We start from the raw sequence: 23557 nt of genomic DNA, 5'->3' as shown, positions 1-23557 counted from the left end.
ATTGGACCGTTCATGTTGAAACGCCTGCTGACAGCCCTGCTGTGCCTGACCCTCTCCGGCCTGACGGCTGCCGCCCCCGCCGATGAGAAGGCTTCTGCGCCGGAAATGACGGCCGAGCAATTCCTCGCCCAGTTGCACTTGCAGCGTGGCAAGATCACCTTGCCTGGCGGCATCGCCACCCTGGATTTGCCCGCCAACTTCCGTTATCTGTCGCCGACGGACGCCGAGCGCGTGCTGGTCGATGCCTGGGGCAATCCACCGGGCATGGTATCGCTGGGCATGATCGTGCCCGCCAAGACCAGCGTGCTCGAGCGCGACAGCTGGGGTGTCATCGTCACGTATGAAAAGGAAGGGCATATCAAGGATGACGATGCGGACAGCATCAAGTACGACGAATTGCTCAAGGATATGCAGGCGTCCGTGCTGGAAAACAATGCGGAGCGCAAGAAGCAGGGCTATCCCGGCATCCATTTGATGGGCTGGGCGGAAAAACCCAGCTATGCCAAGGATACGCACAAGCTGTACTGGGCCAAGGACTTGATGGTCGATGGCGGCGAGCATTCACTGAACTACAACGTGCGCGTGTTGGGCCGCGAAGGCGTGCTGAACCTGAACGCGATCGCCAGCATGCAGCAGATCGAGGCGATCAAGAAAGAGATGCAGCAAGTGACGGCGTTCACGGAATTTACCGAGGGTAACCGCTACACGGATTTCGACAGCAAGACGGACAAGGTAGCCGAATATGGCCTGGCGGCGCTGGTGGCAGGTGGCGTGGCCAGCAAGCTGGGCCTGTTTGGCAAACTGCTGGCGCTGTTGCTGGCCTTCAAGAAAGTGCTGATCCTGGCCGTGGTGGGCGGCGGTGCGGCCATCGTCAAGTTTTTCGGCGGCAAGCGCAAGGATAAGCAGGCGCCGCAGCCGCAGCCAGTACCGCAGCCGGAAGCGGCGGAACAGCCCGGCCATGCGCCGGATGGCAAGGTAAACCTGGACAAGTAATAGCAACTGGGCCGCTCGGTGCGCTGGCGCACAGGAGTGGCGTTGCGCGCGCTGCCGGAAGACGGCGCCTCGGGTACACTGGCTCATCGTTCATTCTCAGGAGTCCGCCATGTCCGTGTCCATGTATCAGGCAACCATTCCCGTCTTCATCCGCGGCTTGCGGGTCGTTTCGGCCTTGCTGGAAAAAGCACAAGCCCATGTGGAGGAGGATGGCATCGTGCCCGAGATTTTATTGGGCGCGCAACTGGCGCCCGACATGCTGGATCTGACGGCGCAGGTGCAGCGCGCCAGCGATACGTCGAAGATGTCGGTCGAGCGCCTGAGCGGCGTGCCGGCGCCGAAGTTCGAGGATAACGAAGCGTCGTTCGAGCAGCTGCAGGAACGTATCGCCAACACCATCGCCTACATCGACAGCGTGAATGCGGGCCAGATGGCGGGCAGTGCGCAGAAGGAAGTGGTGCTGAACTGGACCGACGAGGGGAAAAAATTCTCGGGCGACAATTACCTGCTCAGCTTTGCCTTGCCGAATTTTTATTTCCACGTCTCCATGGTCCACGCCATCCTCAGAAACAATGGCGTGACCGTAGGCAAGCTTGACTATCTTGGCCCTTACGATTGACAGGCCTGAAAAACCGTCGCGAGCGGCGATGATTTGTGGCCGAGAAGCGCAACTGTGCTGAAGCACAGTGAGCATCGCAGGCCGCAAAGCGCGACGCGCAGCAGGTTTTTTAACGCTGTGGCTGCTGTTGGACCTGATTCTGCACCGCATTGCCCAGCATCCCGCCGCCGATCACGCCGGCCACCGTCGCCAGCGCCTTGCCGCGGCCGCCACCGACCTGATTGCCGATCAAGCCGCCGATGACGGCGCCCGTGCCGATGCCCACGTAGTTCGGTTGTGCCGGCGCCGGTGCAGGCACTGGCTGCGGCTGGCGTACGGGTTCGCGGTAAGCCGTGTCGCGGTAGCCATCATTGTTATCGTTGTAGGCAGGACGCGCCTGCGCCACTTGCGTGTGGTGCACGACGCGCTTGTGCACGACGGGAGCCGGGGCTGGTGCCTGGGCGGCTTGCGCCACGACAGGCGCGGCGAGCGGGGCCGTCACGGGCGCTGCCAGGGCCGCGGCGCTGGCCGGCGTCATGGCGGCCACGTCGGCAGGAATGGCTGGCGTGGCAGGCACGTTCGCCCGCGAATTGGGCAGGATGCCGGCGATGGACGCCGCGCCGACCAGGCACAGGACGGTCACGGAAATGGCGGCGCCGGCCATCAAGGGGTGGATGCGGCTGGCGGTAGTCGTCGTGTTCATGTGTTCTCCTGGGTGGCAAGGTGTTGCGCTGTTGTTGATGTGTCCAGATTAACGGTCGCGTCGGCCCAAGGCTAGCCCTTGCGCTGTATCAAACGTAAGCAGGTGTAAGCCGCGCTTTCCAAAGCACAGTAGAATCGGTGCATTCCCTTCTCCGGAGTCCGCCATGAGCCAGTTATTCACGCCATATGCACTGGGGCCGCTGCTCGTGGCCAACCGTATCGCCATCGCACCCATGTGCCAGTACTCGGCCGACAACGGCAACGCCACCGACTGGCACATGATCCACCTGGGCCACCTGGCCCTGTCCGGGGCGGGCTTGCTGATGACGGAAGCGACGGCCGTCTCGCCCGAGGGACGCATCTCGGCCGAAGACCTGGGCCTGTGGTCGGACGCGAACCAGGCGGCGCTGGCCAACGTGGTGCAGGCGATCCGCCGCCACGCGCCGATTCCACTGGTGGTGCAGCTGGGCCACGCGGGACGCAAGGCGTCGAGCCGCGCGCCCTGGCAGGGCGGTGCCTGCGTGCACCTGGCCGAAGGCGGCTGGCAAACGGTGGCGCCATCCGCCATTGCCCACTCTCCCGGTGAAACCGTGCCCATCGCCCTCGATGAGATGGGTTTGTTGCAGATCAAGGGCGCGTTTGTGGCGGCTGCCCAGCGCGTGCATGCGCTCGGCATCGAAGGCATCGAACTGCATGCGGCGCACGGTTATCTGCTGCACCAGTTCCTCTCGCCCCTGTCCAATCACCGTACCGACGTGTACGGTGGCAGCCTGGAAAACCGCATGCGCTTTCCGCTGGAAGTATATGAAGCCGTGCGCGCCGCCGTGCCCGACAGCGTGGCCGTGGGCGTGCGCCTTTCCGCCACCGACTGGGTCGATGGCGGCTGGGAAATCGAACAAAGCGTGCGCTTCGCGCAGGAACTCAAGCAGCTGGGCGCCGACTTCATCCACGTTTCCAGCGGTGGCATTTCGCCGCAGCAGCAAATTCCCGTGAGTCCCGGCTACCAGGTGGCGTTTGCCGAGCGCATCAAGCGCGACAGCGGCTTGCCCACCATCAGCGTGGGCTTGATCACGGAAGCGCAGCAGGCGGAAGACATCATTGCGCAAGGTCAATCCGACATGGTGGCGCTGGCGCGCGCCATCCTGTTCGACCCGCGCTGGCCCTGGCATGCGGCGGCCCAGCTGGGCGCACAAGTGGAGGCGCCACCGCAGTACTGGCGTTCGCAGCCGCGCGAGTACAAGCACCTGTTCGGCGACACGACCCTGGGGCAGCGCTAACAGGCTTGCTCTGCTACACTGACGCTTCTTCCCCATTTCTCCAGGACGTTTCGACATGCGCCATTGATACTGCCGTGCTGTGCACGGCCTCGCCCTTCCCGCCACAGCGCCTTTGCGCCGCGCGGGTTCGCCAGCCCTGTCTGCACGTACAAGGAGTATCCATGCCCGCATTACTACAACTCGACCGTCTTTCCTTTGTGCTGCCCGATGGCCGCACCCTGTTTTCCGATTTGCAATTCGCGTTTGCCCCGCAACGTATCGGCCTCGTCGGCGATAACGGCGTGGGTAAGAGCGTGCTGGCGCGCCTGCTGGCATGCCAGGCGCAGCCGTCTTCTGGCGCCGTGCGCTGTGACGGCGCCGTGCATTACGTGGCACAGGAACTCGATCCGCAGCGCTATCCCACCGTGGCGGCCCTCGCCGGCGTGAGCAGCTTGCTGGCGGCGCTGGCGCGCATCGCCGAAGGCAGCATCGACGAGGCCGACTACACCCTGGTGGGAGAGCGCTGGGATGCCCATGCGCGCTTGCGCCAGGCGCTCGACGCGCTTGATTTATCTCATATCGATGCCGACACGCCGACGGCTGGCCTGAGCGGTGGCGAGCGCCAGCGCATCGCCCTGCAGGGCGCCTGGCTGTCGCAGGCGGACTGGCTGGTCTTCGATGAGCCGAGCAACCACCTTGATGTCCATCAACGTGCCCGCCTGGTGGCGCAGATGGCGCGCTGGCCAGGCGGCTTGCTGCTGATCAGCCATGACCGCGGCTTGCTGCAGCACGTCGATGAAATTGTCGAGCTGTCGCCGCAGGGCTTGCGCAGCTATGGCGGCAATTACGCCATGTTTGCGCAGCAGCGCGCGCTGGAACAGGCTGGCTACGCCGCCGCCCTGCAGGCGGAAAAGGCCGGCGCCAGGCGCGAACAGCGCGAGGCGCAGCAACAGGCAGAACGCCAGCAGAAACGGGTGACGCGCGGTGAGCGCGAGGGCCGCGAAGGCAATCAAAGCAAGCTGCTGCTGGACGCGAAAAAGGAGAAAAGCCAGGATAGCCAGGGCAGGCTGCGTGTGCGCGCGCAAGAGGCGCAGCAGGCGCGCCAGCAAAGGGTGATGGACGCCAGCGCCCGCTGCGCGCCCGAGGCCGAACGGCTGCTGCTGGCGCCCGAGAGTGGCGTGCCGAACGGGAAACTGATCCTGGAGCTGCGCGAATTGGTCTTGCCGCATGGCCAGGCGCACGCCATCAACCTGGTGCTGAGCGGCCCGCGCCGCCTGGCCGTGACGGGAGACAATGGCAGCGGCAAGTCGACCCTGCTGCGCGTGATCGTGGGACAGCTGGCGCCCGCCAGCGGCGCGCTGCGCTGCCATGCGCAGGTGGCGTGGCTGGACCAGCATGCTGGGCTGCAAGACGGCGAGTGGAGCGCCGTGCAACGCTTGCAGGAACGCAACAGCATTGTGCCGGAAGGCGAGCTGCGCATGCGGCTGGCGCTGCTGGGCATTGCCGGCGCGCGCGCCACCATGCCCAGCCGTTTGCTGAGCGGGGGCGAGCGCATGAAGGTGGCGCTGGCGGCCGAACTGTATGCGCAGACCCCGCCGCAATTGCTGCTGTTAGATGAACCCGACAATCATCTGGACTTGGCCAGCCTGCAGGCGCTCGAGCAGATGCTGCTGCAATATCAGGGGGCGTTACTTGTGGTTTCGCACGACCAGGCATTTCTGCAGGCGATAAACCTTGACCCGGAGGGCTTGACATTGCACAAGTGACAATTGAATGAAAAAATACACGCTCGATGCCTGGAGAGCATGCTTCATGAACCGATGCTGAATTTTGTTTGATTGTCGGTATAATCCACTGAATAACCGGGCCTATTTGTGAACTAAAACTGCTGGTTCACCAATATGATGACGTTTAATCTGGCACTGTTGTCGGTCACTGCCGCGCTGCCAGGGCGTCATCCTCCGTGCCCTGCCGTGCATGAATTTTGGTTTCGCTTATATTGTTTTCTTGGAGAAATAGCATGTCGTTTTACGAAAAACTCAAAGCCCTCAACATCGAATTGCCAGTCGTTGCCGCCCCAGCTGCCGCCTACGTGATGCATGCCCGCACGGGCAACACCGTCTTCCTGTCCGGCCACCTGGCCAAGAAGGATGGCAAGGTCTGGGTGGGTCAATTGGGCAAGGACGTCACCACGGAAGAAGGCAAGATCGCTGCGCGCGGCATCGCCATCGAACTGATCGCCACCTTGCAAGACGCATGCGGCGGCGACTTGAGCAAGGTCAAGCGCATCGTCAAGGTCATGAGCCTGGTCAATTCCACTTCCGAATTCACGGAACAGCACCTGGTGACCAATGGCGCCTCGGAACTGTTCGTCGAAGTCTTCGGCGACAGCGGCAAGCACGCCCGCTCCGCCTTCGGCGTGGCGCAAATCCCGCTGGGCGCTTGCGTCGAGATCGAACTGATCGCCGAACTGGCCTGATCAGCTGAGCATGCCGGCGCTTGCCGCCGGCTCGCCTTTTCCTCCTTTCCAGCAAGAGCGGAACCGCCATTGGGGTGGAGGGATCGGTGTATTCAAGAAAAAAACGGAGACACGTAATGAAAACGAGTGAACAAGGCTTGCACCGCGGCCTGGGCGAGCGGCAGATTCGCCTGATGGCGCTGGGCGCCGCGATTGGCGTGGGCCTGTTTTTGGGTTCCGGCAATGCGATCAAGATGGCCGGTCCCGGCATCATGCTGTCGTACATCATCGGTGGCGCGGTCATCTTCATGATCATGCGCGCGCTGGGCGAAATGGCCGTGCACAATCCCGTGGCTGGTTCCTTCAGCCGCTATGCCCAGGATTACCTGGGTCCCCTGCAAGGCTATCTGACGGGCTGGAACTACTGGTTCCTGTGGTTGGTCACGTGCGTGGCGGAAATTACCGCCGTCGCCATCTACATGGGCATCTGGTTCCCCGACGTGCCGCGCTGGATCTGGGCCCTGGCGGCCCTCGGCTCCATGGGCGCGATCAATTTGCTGGCCGTGAAAGCCTACGGCGAATTCGAATTCTGGTTTGCCCTGATCAAGGTCGTCACCATCATCCTGATGATCGTCGGCGGCACGGGCATGATCATCTTCGGTTTCGGCAATGGCGGCGTGGCCATCGGCATTTCCAACCTGTGGACGCATGGCGGCTTCTTCCCGAATGGCGCGCAGGGCGTGCTGATGTCGCTGCAGATGGTGATGTTTGCCTACTTGGGCGTGGAAATGATCGGCCTGACGGCCGGCGAAGCGGCGAACCCGAAGAAATCGATTCCCGACGCCATCAATTCGGTGTTCTGGCGCATCCTGATTTTCTATGTCGGCGCACTGTTCGTCATCCTGTCGATTTACCCATGGAATGAAATCGGCACCACCGGCAGCCCCTTCGTCATGACGTTCGAACGCCTGGGCATCAAGACGGCCGCCGGCATCATCAACTTCGTCGTGCTGACGGCAGCCTTGTCGTCGTGCAATGGCGGTATCTTCAGCACGGGCCGCATGCTGTACAACCTGGCGCTGCAAGGCCAGGCACCGAAGGCGTTTGCGGAAACGACGGCCAGCGGCGTGCCGCGCCGCGCCATCCTGGTCTCCGTGTTTGCCCTGCTGCTGGGCGTGCTGCTGAACTACCTGGTGCCGGAAAAAGTGTTTATCTGGGTTACCTCGATTTCCACCTTCGGCGCCGTCTGGACCTGGGGCGTGATCCTCGTCACGCAAATCCAGTTCCGCAAGACCTTGACGCCGCTGGAAATCAAGAACCTGGCCTTCCGCATGCCGTTCGCGCCCTACGGTTCCTGGATTTCGCTGGCTTTCCTGGCGCTGGTGATCGGCCTGATGGCGTATTTCCCCGATACGCGCATCGCCCTGATGGTGGGACCGGCCTGGCTGATCCTGCTGACGGTGCTGTACTACGCGCTGGGCCTGGCGCCGAAAGACCGCCGCGACGACGTGCCGCAAGGCTACGAAGCGGGCTGGCCGCCGGCCGATGTGCCGCACGGCAAGAAGTAATCCAGCCTAGTTGAGCTGAATCAAAAGCGCGCCCCTGCACTTGCAGCGGCGCGCTTTTTCTTTCATATTGGCCATTCCATGCCGCACTAGCGCCAGTGCGCGTTTGATGGCGCACGCCTGGCGTTGTTTCCTTGCATCAAAGTTCTGTTTAGCTGAACCGATGAAAGCCCTATAATCGCTTAGTTTTGAAAATGGACGCGATCTTTCCGGTTTTTTCCAGGTAAGTAATCGCCAGGAAATTATTGTGAATTTATAGCAAACAGAAGTGGATGCGATGCAAGGCGCCCGGCGCGACGCAGTGCGAGCACTGCTAGCGATGGGCAACGCAGCAGCGCGCCACTTATGGAAGCTAGAAAACACAAGAATTTATTGGGGGTTACTTAAGGCCGGGGCGCCGTTTTTAAGTGTTTTTACCCGTCATGCGAAAATACGTATGCCTCATAAAGGAAGTCTAGTGAGCCAAACCCTGGTCCAGAAACTTTGCCGCACCAAGCCGATCGATACCACGGTCGAATATGGTGAAGGCCTCAGCAGCAGTGGCTTGAGCCGGTCCATCGGCCTGTTTTCCCTCACCATGATCGGCGTGGGCGCCACCATCGGCACGGGCATTTTCTTTACCATGGTCGAAGCCGTCCCCAAGGCGGGCCCATCGGTTGTCCTGTCTTTCCTGATCGCCGCCATCACGGCCGGCCTGACGGCCCTGTGCTATGCGGAGCTGTCGTTCCGCATTCCCGCCTCCGGCTCTTCGTATTCGTTTGCCTATGCCACCGTGGGCGAGTTTCTGGCCTTCATCATGGCCGCCTGTCTGCTGCTCGAATATGGCTTGGCGGGCAGTGCCGTGGCCATCGGCTGGTCGTCCTACCTGAATAATTTCCTGGAAAATGCCTTCGGCTGGCACATTCCCGAGATGCTGCGCACGCCGATGATCGTTTCCGGCCCGCATGGCATGGAGTTTCATGCCGGCCACATCAACCTGCCGCCCATCTTCCTGATCTGCATGTGCGGCTTTTTGCTGCTGCGCGGTGCCAAGGAATCGGCCCTGATGAACGCCATCATGGTCATCATCAAGCTGGCGATTCTCGTGTTTTTCATCGTCATCGCGTTTTCCGGCTTCAATGCCGACAATTTCTTCCCCTTCTTCAATGCCGACAACAGCAAGGGCTTTGCCGGCATGACGGGCGTGACGGCGGCGGCCGGCACCGTCTTCTTCTCCTTCATCGGCCTCGATACGGTGGCGACGGCCGGCGACGAAGTGAAAAATCCCACGCGCAATGTGCCGCGCGGCATTCTCGGTGCCTTGCTCATCGTCACCGTGTTTTATTTGCTGGTGGCCGTGGCCGCCCTCGGCGCGCAACAGGCGAAATTGTTCGAAGGCCAGGAAGCGGGCCTGGCGGTGATCCTGCAAAACGTCACGGGCAAGACCTGGCCCGCACTGGTGTTGTCGGCCGGCGCCGTCATTTCCGTCTTCAGCGTGACCCTGGTGACGATCTACGGCCAGACGCGCATCCTGTTTGCCGTCAGCCGCGACGGTCTGATCCCGAAGTCGTTCCAGAAGATCCACCCGCGCACCCTGGTGCCGGTCAGCAATACCATCATCGTTTGCCTGGTGGTGGCCGTGGTGGCCGGTTCCGTCGATGCCACGTACCTGTGGGACATGGTCAGCATCGGTACCTTGACAGCCTTCATGGTGGTGTCGATTGCCGTGCCCGTGCTGCGCCACAAGCAGGGCGCGAACCGCATCGAAGGCTTCAGCGTGCCGTTCGGGCCATATGTGATTCCCGGCCTCAGCGTGCTCGCTTGCCTGTACATCATGCGCGATTTGCCGCATACGACGTTTGTCGTGTTCAGTGTGTGGATGGCGGTGACGGTAGCCATTTATTTCCTGTACAGCATGCGGCATTCGCACCTGGGCAAGAAGGCCCGCTAATGCAGTCTGTTCCATCCGAAACCGCCGCGCTTGCCGGCGGTTTTTTTTATTTCTAACCGGAATTTACATGATGAAAATAACTGATCTGGCCGCTTGCGGCTTGCTGGCAAGCAGCCTTCTGGGCACCCTGGCACAGGCCGCTCCCGCCACCGAACCGGCCTTGCGCGATTACCGTGCCGTCGCCCTGTCGGCCAATGGCCAGCGCATCGCCGCCATTGAATCGAGCAGGGCGGGCGAACAGCCGCAGCGTCCACACGCGGTCATCGTCGTGCGCGACGCCGCCAACGGCGCCATCGTGCAGCAATTCGATCCGTGCGCCGCGTGTTCCTACGACAAGCCCAGCTGGTCGCCCGATGGCCGGCAGCTGGCTTTTGTCGGCTACGACGCCAAGGCGGGCACGGCGCAGCTGTACCTTGCCACGATGACACAGGCGCAAGCCCAGGTATTGACGAGCATCAAAGGTGTGGCCAGTACGGCGCGCTGGTCGCCGGATGGCAAGCAGCTGGCCCTGCTCGCGACGGTGGGCGCGCGCAAGCTGGCCGGCGCCGTGGAAGCGGGTGCGCGCCAGGTGGGCGAAGTGGGCAGCGAAGACGATGCCCAGCGCATCGCCGTCGTGCCGGTCAGCGGCGGCGAGCCGCGTCTGCTGTCGCCAGGCGACACCTATGTGTATGAATACAGCTGGACGCCCGATGGCCGCGGCTTTGTCGCCACCAGCGCGCAAGGCAATGGCGACAGCAACTGGTGGGTCGCCAAGCTCAGCCATATTGATGCGGCCACGGGCGCCTTGCGCGTGATCGCGTCGCCGGCCATGCAGCTGAACCTGCCTTCGGTTTCACCGGATGGCAAGACGGTGGTCTTCATCGGCGGCCTGATGAGCGATTTCGGCTCCATCGGCGGCGATATCTACACCGTACCGCTGGCCGGCGGCACGCCGCGCAATCTCACGCCAGACTATCGCGGCACCTTCAATGGCGTCGTCTGGCGCGGCGCCGGCTTGCTGGCAACGGCCCTGATCGATTCGCAGCTGGCGCTGGTACCCGTCGATGCGCAAAGCGGCCCGGCCCGGCCTGTGCTGCTCGGTGAGCTCAGCAGCAGCGGCAGCGATGGCCGCCTGTCGTTCAGCGCCGATGGCCGTCACGCCGCTGCCGCCCAGGAAGATTTCACGCACGCCAGCTATCTGGTGGCGGGACCGGTGGGGCAGCTGAAAAAGATTACGCGCGACAATGACGGTTTTGCGCCGCAACTGACGGTGCAGAACGTGGGCTGGAACAACGAGCAATACAAGGTGCAAGGCTGGCTGCTGGGGCCGTTGAAGGCGGACGCAGGCAAGCGCTACCCGATGGTCGTCAATGTGCATGGCGGCCCGGGCGCCGCCGCTTCGCCCCGTTACGTGGGAGCGAGCACGCTGATCCATGAATTGACGCAAAAGGGTTATTTCGTCTTCCTGCCCAATCCGCGCGGCAGCTTTGGCCAGGGCCAGGCCTTTACGCGCGCGAACATGGCCGACTTCGGCGGCGGCGACTGGCGCGACATCCTGGCCGGCATTGATGCCGCGCAAAAAGTGGCGCCCATCGACGGGGACCGCCTGGGCCTGATCGGCCATTCGTATGGCGGCTTCATGACCATGTGGGGCGTCACGCACAGCGACCGCTTCAAGGCGGCCGTGGCGGGCGCGGGCGTGTCGAACTGGATCAGCTATTACGGCCAGAACGGCATCAACCAGTGGATGATCCCGTTCTTTGGCGCCTCCGCGTATGACAATCCCGCCGTCTACCGCAAGGCTTCGCCCATCGAATCGATCAAGGCGGCCAAGACGCCGACCCTGATCTACGTGGGCGAGCGCGACGTGGAAACGCCGGCTGCCCAGTCGCTGGAATTCTGGCACGGCTTGCGCGCCATGGGCGTGCCGTCCAGCCTGTTCATCTACGATGGCGAAGGCCATTCCTTCCGCAAGCCCGAGCATCAGCGCGACTTGCAGAAGCGCACCATCGGCTGGTTTGAGCAGTATCTGAAGTAAGTTGCGCCGGCTTAGCGCGGCGCTACAATATGCACGATCGCCGCGCTATGTATCACGATCTTGTCCGCATCTGCCTGTAACAAGCGGATGCGGCGCTGCACCAGCGGCCAGCCCGACCAGGTCACGTCGCTGACGGGCGGTGCGGCAGGCGCGGCCAGCGGGGCGCTGATGGCGGCCTTGTTATCGAGCTGTTCCAGTGCGCGCGACAGGGTCAGACACACTTGCGTATGGCTGTGGCTGAGCAGGGCGTTGACGGGCGCGACGGGTAGCTGGCTGGCGTGGCGCCCGAGGATCGAGCGCAGCGCCGCCACGTGGGCGACCAATAAATAATTTTGCACGATGAACAGGTTGATGTCTTCCACTGCCCGCTGCTTGCTGGCCGGTTCATCGAGCATGCGCACCAGCGCCGAGCTGAGCGCGGCCAGGCTGTCCATCAATCGCTTGCGCTCGATGCGGTAGGCGAAGTCATCGAAACATTTCCCCTGCAGCAGCGCGAAGCTGGCCTGCATATAACTCACATTCACATTCAGCACCTGGCGCACCAGCCGTGGCAGGCTCTGGTATTCCCAGTTGGCCAGCACGAAGCTGAACACGGTCGCCACTGCCGCGCCGATCAGGGTGTCGATCAGGCGCTCGCTGACGAGGTTCGGGTTGCTGGGCGCCACCAGGTGCATTTGCAGCAGAATCATCAGGCTCACGGCGATGGCCGTGTAGCGGTAGCGCAAATAGATGAAGGTGGGCGTGGCCACGATGGAGAGGAACAGGATGGCCATCAGCACGATATTGCTGTGCACGAAGCGGATCACGATGGCCGTGATGATGCAGCCGATGATGGTGCCGATGATGCGGTCGGCGCGGCGCTGGCGCGTCATGCTGAACGTGGGGCGCAAGATGATGACGATGGTCAATACTATCCAGTAGCTGTGCGCCGCATATGGCAGCCAGTGTCCGATCAGCAATCCCACTGAGATGGCCATCGAGACGCGCAGGGCGAAGCGGAACACGGGCGAGTCCAGGCGCAGGTTCGACAGCAGGGTTTTCAGTTCGTATTTCTGCTGCGACAGGAACGGCGCCATGTCCGCGCCGCTCCAGAACGGCACGTTGTCATACACTTTCTGGCTGGCCAGGTGCAATTCCGCGATCATTTTCAGAATGGCGCGGATCTTGTTGCGCTGCGCGCGCAGGGTGGCCAGCGCTTCTTGCGCAGCATCGCCTTTTACATGCAGGCGGGCAATTTCCTCTTCGATATCGGCCCATTCCTTGTCGTAACTGATCTGCGCATACGAGGCGCGCTTGCGCGTGACGGCGTAGGCCACGGCTTCGATGTCGCGCGCCGCTTTGTAGGCCAGGTCGTGCAAGGATTTCAGCACGTCGGAGTCCGCCAGGTGCTGGCGCAGCAGCGCGTAATCCGTGTGCGTGGAGAGTATCAGTTCATACAGATCCAGCATGCACACGTGCACCTGCACGACGATAGCATCCTTGCTGTTCTTGTGGCTGCGCAAAATCAAGTCGCGCGATGCCTGCTGGCGGTCGGCCAGGATGCTTTGATGGCGCACAAGCTTGTTGAACTGTTCCGTCAGGTTAAAACGCGTGTCGTAGAAATCGGCCTTGATATCGATGTAGGCGGCCAGTTCGAACAGGGCTTCGGCCAGCACTTGCTGCTTGATGCGGTGGCGCAAGACCCAGGCGATGGCCATGGCGTACGCCAGATAGATGAGGCCGCCGAGCATGAACAGGCCTGCGTGGTGGAACGATTGCTGCCACGTCATCTGGTGCTCCATTGACATGGTCATGATGAACAGGGCGGCCAGCTGCAAGGGCATGGATTTCTTGCCGTACACCACCATCATGCTGGCGAGGAAACTCACGAGCACGAGCACCGTCATCAACAGCCAATGCACGGGGCCGCACAAGCTGATCAGCAAGGTGACGGCACTGCACAGCAGCACAGAAGCGAGCATTTCATTGAACTTGTGGCGCAGCGGGCTGGGCATGTCCATCAGGGTCGTGCACAGGGCGCCGATGCACACCGTCATGGCGGTGGCGCTGTCGCTGATTTCCTGGGTCAGCAAGGCCAGGCCGACGAGACCGATGGCCACGCGCAAGCCCAGGTAAAAATAATGGCTGTAAATAAAGGTGCGCAGGTTCAGTGCGTAGTGCATGGGATTACCTTGTGGGCAGGGCACAGAAAGAGGCGCCGCACCGGGGTCTCCGATGCGGCGCCAGGATGTTGCAGTCGCTACAGCCTTGATTTATATCAGGGCAATTACGGGATATCTACGCCATTCCGGCTCGGCAAAGCGCTGGCAGTGTGCAAAGATGAAATTCAGCACGGCTTCCTGATTGCTCAGCAGGGCGGGATTCGCTGCTTTCCACTCGGCAAACTTGGCGGCCAGCGCCGGCTCGTCGCGCAGCAGTTCGGAAGCCATGTCTTCGAACACGTAATCGGAAAACGCTTCTTTCTTCTCCAGCACGCTGTTGAAGAACCCCCAGCGGAAGAAGCTGTCGTGCGCCTGCGGTTCCAGGGTTTCCACGGCGTAGCGGGCGTTGTCCTGGTCCAGGCTGACGACATAATCGCCTGCCTGCACGGTGAACTGGCCCGTGCGCGCTTCGAGTTCCACACTGTCGTGGAACATGTGGCCTTCGTAGGCCGTGGCCCGCGTGCCGACGTCGGTGATGTGATAGTAGCGCGCCGTTAGCGTCTGTTCGTTGGTGATGCGGTGCATTTCGACGCCGTTCCAGCGCAGCCGTTCGATGACTTCGCGCCACGCTTGCGGCACGATATAGGCTTTCGGCGCGGCCACGGTGACGTCCGCATCGAAGCGGTTGTAATACTTGATATCGCGTTCCCACGGCTGCGAGCGGTCGTAGGACAGGCGCTGGTAGTCGCCCAGCAGACTCGGCGTGTATTGCGCCGCATAGCCCTTGAAGGGGAAGGTCGACGGCTGTTCTTCATTCATGGTCCAGTGGATCGGCCATGCGGCTTGCGTGCGTCCGGCCGCCTTCGCTTGCGCGCGCAGCTGCTTGATCTGTTCGCCATGTTTGACCGTGAACGCCATGGTGATGTCGAGCAGGGCGCGCATGGAAGCGTAGCGGTCGGCAAACGGTTTCAACATGTGCGTTTCCGGCATGAAACCGATGACGTGATGCAAGGCCGCAAAGCCCGTCGAGAAACGGGGCACTTCGAGGAATTCGGCGATGCCGTGGTCGGGGCTATCCTTGACGGGGTTCACGTACGGGCAGGTGGGCCAGCCGGCTTGTTCCATCTGCGCAAAGATGTGCGGCAGCATGGTGTCTTGCAGGAAGGGACCGAGGCCATTGCCCAGCTTATCCGTCTGCGTGTGGATCAAGGTCATCGTGTACGGATAGTCGGCGCCGTTCGACGTGTGCGTGTCGACCATCACGTCCGGGTCCCAGCTGGCCAGCAGGCGGTTGAACACCTGCGCGTTCAGGCTGTCGCACTTGATGAAATCGCGGTTCAAGTCCAGGTGGCGGCTGTTGCCGCGGAAACCGAATTGCTCCGGGCCATCCTGGTTCACGCGCGAGGTATTGGCACGGTTCAGGCTGCCATCGACGTTGTAGATCGGAATGAACAGCAGCACGGTGCTGCCCAGCGCCGCCAGGCGTTCCGGCTGCGTGCAGAGGTCGCGCACGATGGCCATGCAGGCGTCGATGCCTTCCGGTTCGCCCGGGTGGATGCCGTTATTGTTGAAGAATACGGTGCGGCCTGCGCGCTTGATTTGCTCGCGGTCAAATACGCTGTCCGCGCTGACGACGCCAGCGTGGATGGGCACGCCCGAGTCGGACAGGCCGATCTGTTCGAAATGCAGCACGTGCGGATAGCGTGCGGCGAGATCTTGATAGAAGGTGATGCATTCCAGCCAGGTCGTGGTCTGGTTGTGGTTACCGAGTTCGTAGGTCGTGCGCAAGTCTGGTGGCATAGCGGTCTGAGTCTGGGAGGGGGAAGGCGCGCTGGGTAAGTACGCCCGCTAGGGGCCAATTGTAGCACCGGCGCTCCTGCCTTGAGGCGCCGCAGGGGCTTGCTGCCGTACTTGTGTTATGAATACGTTTCACGCGCAAGGGAGGCGGCATGGGCAAGGCGGCGATGGCGGCGCTGGTGTGGTGGGCTTGCCTGGCGGCACAGGCGGCGCCGTTGCGCTTGCCGGCGGGCAAGGAACCTGTGGCGCAGGGCGGCTCCGTCACGGCCACCGCGCAGGGCGCGCTGGTACGCTACCGGGGCTGGCTGCTGGCCGTCGATGGCGCCGTGGCGGAAGAACGGGCCGACCTCTTGCTGACGTCGGCGCAGGCGCAGCACGCGCCGCAGCTGCGGATCGGCGCCACGCAGCGCCCCTTGCCCCTGTGGTCAGCCTTCGAGCTCGTCAAGGGACGCGCGCGCCTGCGCATCACGGCATTGCCGGGGCCGGATGAGCTTCCCGCGCTGCTGCTGGACTTTGGCGATGGCGACTACCGCATCGTGATTCCCGCCGCCGGCATCGCGCGCCATGCTTATCCTGCGCTGGCGCAGCGCTTTCCCGGCGCCGACCTGGCCTTGCTGCTGCAGGATGGCCGGCGGGTCATGCTGCCGCTGGGAAGCGGCCGCGCGCAAGTGTTTGGCGCAGAGCAAGCCGTGCCTTACCGTTTTACCAAAGTAAAACGCTAGGCGAAAAAAAGCCACTCCCGCGGGAGTGGCTCAGGCTAAAGCGCCCGTTGCCGGGTTATTGCTTTTTGTTATTCAGCGCCCATTTCTTTCAGCAGGTTGTCTGCGTGGTCGATGTGTTTCATGTTCCACAGCATGTAGCGCAGGTCGACCTGGATCGAACGGGTGTTGGCTTTGTTGTAGTCCCAATCGGAAATGATCGAGTCCAGCGTGCCGTCGAAGGCCAGGCCGATGAATTCGCCTTTCGAATTCAGGGCAGCCGAACCGGAGTTACCGCCGGTGATGTCCAGGGTGGCCAGGTAGTCGACCGGCACGGTTTTCAGCTTCGGATCGACGAATTTGCCGAAGTCCTTGGCTTTGATCGCTGCCAGTTGATTCGCCGGTGCATTGAACTCACCTTGGCCCGTGGCTTTGGCCACCACGCCATTGACGGTGGTGAACGCGGTCCAGGTGGTGCCATCGGCGCCGTGGTCACGGCCGGCAACGCGGCCGAAGGTCACGCGCAGGGTGCTGTTGGCGTCAGGATAGACGGCTTGGCCTTTGCTCTTCATGAAGGCAATTTTTGCTTTCATGTAGTTGGCGTAGGCTTGCTGGATCTTGCCGGCCAGTTCTTCGTCTTCCGCTTCGTTTTTCAGCGAATCCGGATACATGGCGACGGCTGCCTGGATGAAGCTGTCCTTGCTGGCCTGGAACTCGGCTGGCGTGCGTTTCAGCCATGCCGCGCGTTCTTCCTTGTCGGCCAGCTTGCTGCCCGCATACAGTTTGTCCAGGGCGGCGGACAGGTCGGCTTGCGACATGCCGTCCTTGATGCCGATGGCGGCGTCAAAGCTGGCGCGGCGTTGTGCTGCCGGTTGCGCGGCATACTTGGTCAGGCTGTTCAGTACCAGCGCCTTGTCGACTTTTTCATCGTAGGTGCGCTCGACCGACGTGATGCTCGACGACAGACGTGGCAAATCGCGCGTCTGGTAGCCGGACTTGCGTTCCGTATCGGCCTTGGTGCCTTCGTTGGACAGGCGGTACAGGCTGCGTGCCGTGTTCAGCAGGCGTGGCTGTGCGTAGCTGAGGAAGAAATCGCGCTTGGTGTCGGCATCGCGCTCGGCGATCAGCTTTTCCACTTGCTCGATGTCGCCGGCAAATTCCGCCTTGCGGGCAGCATTCGCGTTGACCCAGGTTTTCAGGGCTTCATGTTCCGTCGTCTTGCGCGCCAGGAAGTCGCTGCCCGCGTACGAATCGAGCATGCCTTGGCGGTTCTTGTAGTAATTGTTCACGCCAGCGACCTGACCCGCGTATTTCAGGGCAACATCCTTGTTGTCCTTGGTTTCGCGCGCGATGATGGCCAGGGTTTCGCCCGATGCTTTCACGAAGGCCGGGTAGTTCCAGTCAAACGTGAACGCCACTTCCGACGGCAGGCGGTGACGGTTGGTGCGGCCAGGGTAGCCCAGCGCCATCACGAAATCGCCTTCTTTCAAGCCATCCTTGGCCAGTTTCAGTACGTGTTTTGGCTGGTAAGGTACGTTGTCCTTGCTGAAGTCGGCAGCTTTGCCGTCTTTGCTGACGTAGGCGCGGTAGAAGCCGTAGTCGCCCGTGTGGCGCGGCCACATCCAGTTGTCGGTGTCGCCGCCGAATTTACCCACGCCCGCTGGAGGCGCGTGCACCAGGCGCACGTCGCGGATTTCCAGTTGCTTGATCAGGTAGAACTCCAGGCCGCCGTAGTAGCTCGACACGGTGCAGCGGAAACCCGCTTCTTTTTCGCATTCGGCGACCAGTTTCTTCTGGTTCTTTTCGATCGCGTCGATGCGGGCCTTGCCTTGCAGCTTGGCTACGTCGGCGGTGATGATCTTGTCGCTGACATTGGTCACGGCCGAGGTGACGAAGATGCGGCTGCCTGGGGCGGCCGGCAATTCTTCAGCGAACGTCTTGGCCAGGAAACCGTTGGCCAGCAAATCGCGCTCCTTGGTCGAATTGACCGCCACGCTGTTGTAGACGCAATGGTGGTTGGTGGCAACCAGGCCTTGCGGCGAGACGAACGAGGCCGAGCAACCGCCCAGGCTGACGATGGCGCCCATCGGGAACTCGGTCAGCTTGGTCAGGGTGGTCGGGTCGAGTTTCAGTCCGGCGGCTTTCAATTCCTTGGCTACTTGTGGCAGCTGTTGGGGCATCCACATGCCTTCGTCGGCGTGTGCGAAGTTGCTCAGGATAGCGAGCGCGATTAAAGATTTTTTCATTCGAGTTCTAGTCTTTTACATGAAGGGAAGTCGGAACCAACGTGTACCCAGTGTTTTTTCTCAGCGGGCGACATAGAGTATCCGTATCGAACTCGCACTAGTCAATCACATTTTCCCGAGGGCATGTTTATCGTCGATTGTAAAAATGGCATTATTTTCGGCGTTGCAGGGGCAGGAGCCGGCTGTCAGCGGGCATTTTCTCGTGCCGCGGCTGTGGTATTGTCCATACAATTGTCCTGGCGGCAATAAAAAATGACCGGGGCTTGCGCGGCCCGGCCACTTGCTGATGCGTTGCCCTGTGTCTGCTTAGCGTATTTTGCCGCGGCGCAAAAGATTCACGATGCCCAGCAGGATCACGGCGCCCAGGAACGAAACGAGCAGTGAAGACAGGCTGAAATTGTCGCTATTGATGGTGCCCGTGCCGAACAGGGGGGCCAGCAGCCAGCCGCCCAGGAAGGCACCGACGATGCCGACGACGATATTGAGGAAGATGCCCTGTTGCGCATCCGTTTTCATGACCATGCTGGCCAGCCAGCCGATGACACCGCCAATAACGATCCAGATAATGAAATTCATGTAATCCTCCGCGCGATGGATGAATGGTTGCGCCAGAGCGGTGCGGCCTGCACGTCATGGCAAATTGATACTGATGCCGCACGATAGAAAAGTCCAGCGGATTCGCATGGCGCATGCAAAAGCCCGCCTGGCTGGGGGCAGCGAGGCGGGCTTGTCATACGGCAAGGTCGTGTTTAGTCGGCCTTGATCGCTTCCACCTGGATGGCCAGCTTGACTTCCGGCGAGAACGCCGGCATGCCGTAGTTCAGGCCAAAATCGCTGCGCTTGAATTCCGCCGTGGCATCGGCACCGCACACTTCGCGCTTGTAACGCGGATGCATGATGCACTTGAACTTGCTCACGTTCAACTTGACGGGCTTGGTCACGCCCAGCAGGGTCAGTTCGCCATCGACTTCCACCAGTTGCTCGCCGTTGAACTTGAGCGACTTGCTCTTGTAGGTGATTTCAGGGAATTTCTCGACGTTGAACATGTCCGCTTTCTTCGCGTGCGTGTTCATGGCGTCCAGGCCGAAGTCGATCGAATCGGCATCGATGACGAGGTCCAGGCTGCCTTTCTTGGCCGCACGGTCCAGGGTCACGGTGCCCTTGGTCTTGTTGAACTTGCCGCGCCATACCGACATGCCCATGTGATCGGCTTCAAAACTGGGGAAAGTGTGCGTCGGGTCGAGGTTGTAGGTGTCGGTAGCGGCCATGGCCGAACCCGCGCCGGCAGCTGCCAGCACGGCGATCATCAAGTGCTTAAGTTTCATCAATATCCTAAAAAGAATCGGTTGGTGGTGTGATTTGAATCAGTAGCGGTTGAAAAACGTTCAGGGCAAGGCGCCTTGCCGAAGGCAGTACGAATAGTACGACGAGGCAAGAGTAACGCAGCCATGGACGTTTTCTCAGGTGTTACTGCGCAGCGACGTGGAACTTGATGGTGACCTCGTCGGCAACCATGCTCGTGTCTTTCCACTCGCCTTCGCCGATGTTGTAGGTCAGGCGCTTGATCGGCAGGGCGCCGTCGAACGCATATTTACCGCCGTCGGCTTTCACCGTCAGGGGGAAGGTCACGTCGGTGGTCTTGCCTTTGATGCTTAGCTTGCCGCTGACCGTCAGCTTGCCCGCGCCAGCGGCCTTGATGCTGCTCGAGACGAAGGTGGCTTTCGGGAACTGGGCCGCGTTAAACCATTCTTTCTTGGCCACTTCCTTGTTGTATTCCGGGTCGCCGATATCGATGCTGGCCGTCTCGATTTCCACCGATGCTTTCGACGCGTCCGGCGTGGCCGGGTTGTAATCGATGGCGATATTGAATTTCTTGAACTTCGCTTCCACGGGCACGTTCATTTGCTTGAACACGGCCGACACGCTGGTCTTGGCGGGATCGACTTTCAGCAGGGTGGCGGCGGTGGCGGCCACGGACAGGCCCAGCAGGGAAGCGAGGACGATGCGTTGGGTGGTTTTCATCTTATTTTTCCTGGAGTTTCAGTGAGCAAAGCAGATTAAGAAGGGCTTGGAACGCCGGACAAAACCGCAAATCGCGACGCGCAGCAGGTTTGGTTCGACGTTCTTATGGCAGCATGCGTTTCAGTACGCCATCGCGGTCGATGAACTGGTGCTTCAGCGCCGCCAGCACATGGGCGGCCACGGCGGCGGCCATCGTCATGTTCAGAACATAATGAATCTCTTTTAAAAGCGGCTTAAGTTCCGGGTTCGGCGCCATGATGACGGGCAGCTGGAACAGGCCCAGGTAGACCACGGGAACGCCGGCAGCCAGCGTGTACAGGTAGCCGGAGACGGGCACGGCGAAGATCAGGATATACAGCAGCACGTGCATGGCGTCGGCCGCCTTCTTTTGCCAGGCCACCATGCTGGCAGGGTGCGGCGGCGGCACGTTGGCCTTGCGCCACAACAGGCGGATGGCGGCGATGGCCAGCACGGTCACGCCCAGCCACTTATGCCACGAGAAATATTTGAGTTTGGTGGGCGTCAGGCCGGGAATATCGACCATGACCAGGCCCATGACGAAGGCGCTGATGATCAGCAGGGCGGTCAGCCAGTGCAGGATGATGGCGGTGGTGGTGTAGCGTTGCATCGACGGCTTTCTTGAAAGTAGTACGTGTTAGGACTAATTCGGCCTAATATACCAAAGAAAAGCAAATTGCGCTGCGTGCTGCAGATTCTACAAGAAAGATTGCCGGAAAAACCGCGGGGCGGGCAGCATTTGTGTGCTGGCCGCCCCGCGGGAGTGGGATCGTGAGGATCCCCATGTGGAAACTGCTTAGATGGCTTTGGCCAATTGCGCCGCGATACCGATGTAGTTAGCCGGCGTCATGGTCAGGAGTACGTCCTTGGCATCCTGCGGAATGGCCAGGCCATTGACGAAGGTTTGCAGCGCTTCTTTCGAGATGCCCTTGCCGCGCGTCAGCTCTTTCAGCTGCTCGTACGGGTTTTCGATGCCATAGCGGCGCATCACGGTTTGCACGGGCTCGGCCAGCACTTCCCACGTCGCGTCCAGGTCTTGCGCCAGACGCGCATGGTTCACTTCCAGCTTGTTCAGGCCGCGCAGGCAGCTGTCATAGGCCAGCAGGGTGTAACCGAGGCCCACGCCGATATTGCGCAGCACGGTCGAATCGGTCAGGTCGCGCTGCATGCGCGAGACGGGCAGTTTTTCCGACAGGTGTTTCAGCACGGCGTTGGCCAGGCCCAGGTTGCCTTCCGAGTTTTCGAAGTCGATCGGGTTGACCTTGTGCGGCATGGTCGAGGAACCGATTTCGCCCGCTTTCAGTTTTTGCTTGAAGTAGCCCAGCGACACGTACGTCCAGATGTCGCGGTTCAGGTCCAGCAAGATCGTGTTGGCGCGCGCGAAGGCGTCGAACAGTTCGGCCATGTAGTCATGCGGCTCGATCTGGATGGTGTACGGATTGAACACCAGGCCCAGGCGCTGTTCGATGACGGCCTTGGAGAAAGCCGGCCAGTCGAAGCCGGGGTAGGCGGACAGGTGGGCGTTGTAGTTGCCGACGGCGCCATTCATCTTGCCGAGGATTTCCACTTGCTCGATGCGTTTTACGGCGCGCTGCAGGCGGGCCACGACGTTGGCAAATTCCTTGCCCAGAGTGGTCGGGCTGGCCGTCTGGCCGTGCGTGCGCGACAGCATCGGCACGTCCGCATTGTCGTGCGCGATTTGCGTCAGCTTGGCCACCAGGCCGTTCAATGCCGGCAGCATCACGCCATCGCGGGCCGCTTTCAGCATCATGCCGTGCGAAGTGTTGTTGATGTCTTCCGAGGTGCAGGCGAAATGGATGAATTCCGACGCCGCCACCAGTTCCGGCACGTCTGCCACTTGTTCCTTCAGCCAGTACTCGACGGCCTTGACGTCATGGTTGGTGACCGCTTCGATGGCCTTGATGCGGGCCGCGTCGGCTTCCGAGAAGTCGGCTGCCATCTTGTCGAGCAGGGCGCTCGCTTCGGCCGAAAAAGGCTTGATTTCGGCGAAACCGGCTTGCGACAGCGCTTGCAGCCAGGAGATTTCCACTTTCACGCGGTGGTGCATGAAACCGGCTTCGGACAGGATCGGGCGCAGCAGATCGGTCTTGCTGGCGTAGCGGCCATCGAGCGGAGACAGGGCCGACAGCGTGGAATACGGAGTAGTAGAAGTCATGAGAGCGGACGCAAGTTAAAGAAACGGTTGGCGTGTGGCGCGCGGGGAGGGCAGGGCTATTGCAATACAGCAACACTGACGGCGCCACAGTAAAGGGCGATTTTACCACCGCTGGCCGCTGGCCAGCCGTCCGTTGGCCGCCGGCACGCCGCTTTTGGACCGAATCCGGCGCCGATGCGGCGTGCCTGCCACATCCGCCGGGCCGCCGGGCGCGTGCTGCCAAACAGCGCTGCCGCCGATGCTATACTGCTTGCTGCTCCCTTACCTTAAAGTACCTATGAAACTGATCGGTTCCCTCGCCAGCCCGTATGTCCGCAAAGCCCGCATCGTGCTGGCGGAAAAAAAGCTCGACTATGTCTTCGAGCTGGAAAACGTGTGGGTGCCGGAAACCCGCATCGCCCAGGCCAATCCCTTGGGCAAGGTGCCCTGCCTGGTGATGGAGGATGGCAGCACCTTGATCGATTCGAAAGTCATCGTCGAATACCTCGACACGCTCACACCCGTGTGCAAGCTGCTGCCGGCGGGCGGCAACGGCCGCGAGCGGGCCGATATCAAGAACTGGGAAGCGCTGGCCGACGGCATTCTCGACGCGGGCGTGCTGGTGCGCCTGGAGCGCACGCAGCGCCCGCCCGAGCAGCAAAGCGCGGCCTGGATCGCGCGCCAGCTGGACAAAGTCACCCTGGGCCTGGCGGCGCTGGAAGCGCGCCTGGGCGAGAGCGCGTATTGCGCCGGCAAGAACTACACGCTGGCCGACGTGGCCGTGGGCTGCACCCTGGGCTGGCTCAGCTTCCGCTTCCCGGAAATCGACTGGCGCGCCGATCACCCCGCGCTGGCGCGCCTGTTCGACAAACTGTCCGAGCGGCAGTCGTTCAAGGACACCGTGCCGCAATAAGGCGCGGACGTAAAAAAAACCGGCGATTGCCGGTTTTTTTATCTGCCT

Annotated in this window: 19 protein-coding genes; 10 read left to right on the top strand and 9 right to left on the bottom strand. The window is 61.5% G+C overall.

The genetic code is table 11. The features are described from left to right. Positions 1-12: 12 nt before the first annotated feature. Together O3299_RS19070 and O3299_RS19065 are read left to right on the top strand one after the other, a co-directional pair. The gene (locus O3299_RS19070) at positions 13-993 is read left to right on the top strand and encodes a DUF2167 domain-containing protein (RefSeq protein ID WP_099666222.1); all 981 of its coding nucleotides are present in this window, start codon (positions 13-15) and stop codon (positions 991-993) included. Between the two features lie 109 nt (positions 994-1102). Then, positions 1103-1612, top strand: coding sequence for a DUF1993 family protein (locus tag O3299_RS19065; RefSeq protein WP_305062914.1), 510 nt, complete (start codon positions 1103-1105; stop codon positions 1610-1612). 109 nt (positions 1613-1721) lie between these two features. Here the strand turns inward: O3299_RS19065 and O3299_RS19060 are convergent, their stop codons facing one another. Beyond that, positions 1722-2294: a glycine zipper 2TM domain-containing protein gene (locus tag O3299_RS19060; RefSeq protein WP_305054225.1), complete on the bottom strand. Its 573-nt coding sequence runs from the start codon at positions 2292-2294 to the stop codon at positions 1722-1724. Positions 2295-2457: 163 nt separating this feature from the next. Here O3299_RS19060 and O3299_RS19055 point away from each other — a divergent pair, with 163 nt between their 5' ends. From O3299_RS19055 to O3299_RS19030, 6 genes are all read left to right on the top strand, one after another. Further along, on the top strand, positions 2458-3570 hold the full coding sequence (locus O3299_RS19055) for an NADH:flavin oxidoreductase/NADH oxidase (protein ID WP_305062913.1): 1113 nt from the start codon (positions 2458-2460) through the stop codon (positions 3568-3570). A 161-nt stretch (positions 3571-3731) separates the two neighbouring features. Beyond that, positions 3732-5315, top strand: coding sequence for an ATP-binding cassette domain-containing protein (locus tag O3299_RS19050; RefSeq protein WP_305062912.1), 1584 nt, complete (start codon positions 3732-3734; stop codon positions 5313-5315). Between the two features lie 254 nt (positions 5316-5569). Beyond that, on the top strand, positions 5570-6028 hold the full coding sequence (locus O3299_RS19045) for a RidA family protein (protein WP_076571881.1): 459 nt from the start codon (positions 5570-5572) through the stop codon (positions 6026-6028). 116 nt (positions 6029-6144) lie between these two features. Continuing rightward, the gene (locus O3299_RS19040; RefSeq protein WP_099666226.1) at positions 6145-7575 is read left to right on the top strand and encodes an amino acid permease; all 1431 of its coding nucleotides are present in this window, start codon (positions 6145-6147) and stop codon (positions 7573-7575) included. Between the two features lie 454 nt (positions 7576-8029). Then, complete coding sequence (locus O3299_RS19035) at positions 8030-9502, top strand: amino acid permease (protein WP_099666227.1); 1473 nt, start codon at positions 8030-8032, stop codon at positions 9500-9502. Between the two features lie 67 nt (positions 9503-9569). Continuing rightward, on the top strand, positions 9570-11519 hold the full coding sequence (locus O3299_RS19030) for a S9 family peptidase (RefSeq protein WP_305062911.1): 1950 nt from the start codon (positions 9570-9572) through the stop codon (positions 11517-11519). Between the two features lie 11 nt (positions 11520-11530). Here the strand turns inward: O3299_RS19030 and O3299_RS19025 are convergent, their stop codons facing one another. Further along, complete coding sequence (locus O3299_RS19025; RefSeq protein ID WP_305062910.1) at positions 11531-13681, bottom strand: FUSC family membrane protein; 2151 nt, start codon at positions 13679-13681, stop codon at positions 11531-11533. Positions 13682-13771: 90 nt separating this feature from the next. Next, on the bottom strand, positions 13772-15460 hold the full coding sequence (locus tag O3299_RS19020; RefSeq protein WP_305062909.1) for a M14 family zinc carboxypeptidase: 1689 nt from the start codon (positions 15458-15460) through the stop codon (positions 13772-13774). 149 nt (positions 15461-15609) lie between these two features. On the opposite strand from O3299_RS19020, the gene O3299_RS19015 reads away from it, so the two are divergent. Further along, positions 15610-16179 carry a hypothetical protein gene (locus O3299_RS19015; RefSeq protein WP_305062908.1) on the top strand — a complete coding sequence of 190 codons (570 nt, stop codon included), beginning with the start codon at positions 15610-15612 and terminating at the stop codon, positions 16177-16179. A gap of 68 nt (positions 16180-16247) precedes the next feature. On the opposite strand, the gene O3299_RS19010 is transcribed toward O3299_RS19015, so the two are convergent. The 6 genes from O3299_RS19010 to purB form a co-directional block, all read right to left on the bottom strand. Beyond that, complete coding sequence (locus tag O3299_RS19010; protein WP_305062907.1) at positions 16248-18401, bottom strand: S46 family peptidase; 2154 nt, start codon at positions 18399-18401, stop codon at positions 16248-16250. Positions 18402-18707: 306 nt separating this feature from the next. Beyond that, positions 18708-18977, bottom strand: a complete 270-nt coding sequence (locus O3299_RS19005) for a GlsB/YeaQ/YmgE family stress response membrane protein (RefSeq protein WP_071075198.1) — start codon at positions 18975-18977, stop codon at positions 18708-18710. A 173-nt stretch (positions 18978-19150) separates the two neighbouring features. Continuing rightward, positions 19151-19726 (bottom strand): YceI family protein, encoded by a 576-nt coding sequence (locus O3299_RS19000; protein WP_305062906.1) that lies wholly within the window; start codon positions 19724-19726, stop codon positions 19151-19153. 142 nt (positions 19727-19868) lie between these two features. Further along, entirely contained in the window at positions 19869-20423 is a 555-nt protein-coding gene (locus O3299_RS18995; RefSeq protein WP_034778891.1) for a YceI family protein, read from the bottom strand. A 103-nt stretch (positions 20424-20526) separates the two neighbouring features. Continuing rightward, the gene (locus O3299_RS18990) at positions 20527-21051 is read right to left on the bottom strand and encodes a cytochrome b (protein WP_046684510.1); all 525 of its coding nucleotides are present in this window, start codon (positions 21049-21051) and stop codon (positions 20527-20529) included. A 186-nt stretch (positions 21052-21237) separates the two neighbouring features. Next, the gene (purB, locus tag O3299_RS18985; protein WP_128141671.1) at positions 21238-22617 is read right to left on the bottom strand and encodes an adenylosuccinate lyase; all 1380 of its coding nucleotides are present in this window, start codon (positions 22615-22617) and stop codon (positions 21238-21240) included. A 277-nt stretch (positions 22618-22894) separates the two neighbouring features. Here purB and O3299_RS18980 point away from each other — a divergent pair, with 277 nt between their 5' ends. Next, complete coding sequence (locus O3299_RS18980; RefSeq protein ID WP_070290828.1) at positions 22895-23509, top strand: glutathione S-transferase N-terminal domain-containing protein; 615 nt, start codon at positions 22895-22897, stop codon at positions 23507-23509. The last annotated feature ends 48 nt before the right edge of the window (positions 23510-23557 follow it).

The organism is Janthinobacterium sp. SUN176 (genome assembly GCF_030587335.1).
GTDB lineage: Bacteria > Pseudomonadota > Gammaproteobacteria > Burkholderiales > Burkholderiaceae_D > Janthinobacterium > Janthinobacterium kumbetense.
This window is presented reverse-complemented; position numbering and strand designations above follow the sequence as displayed.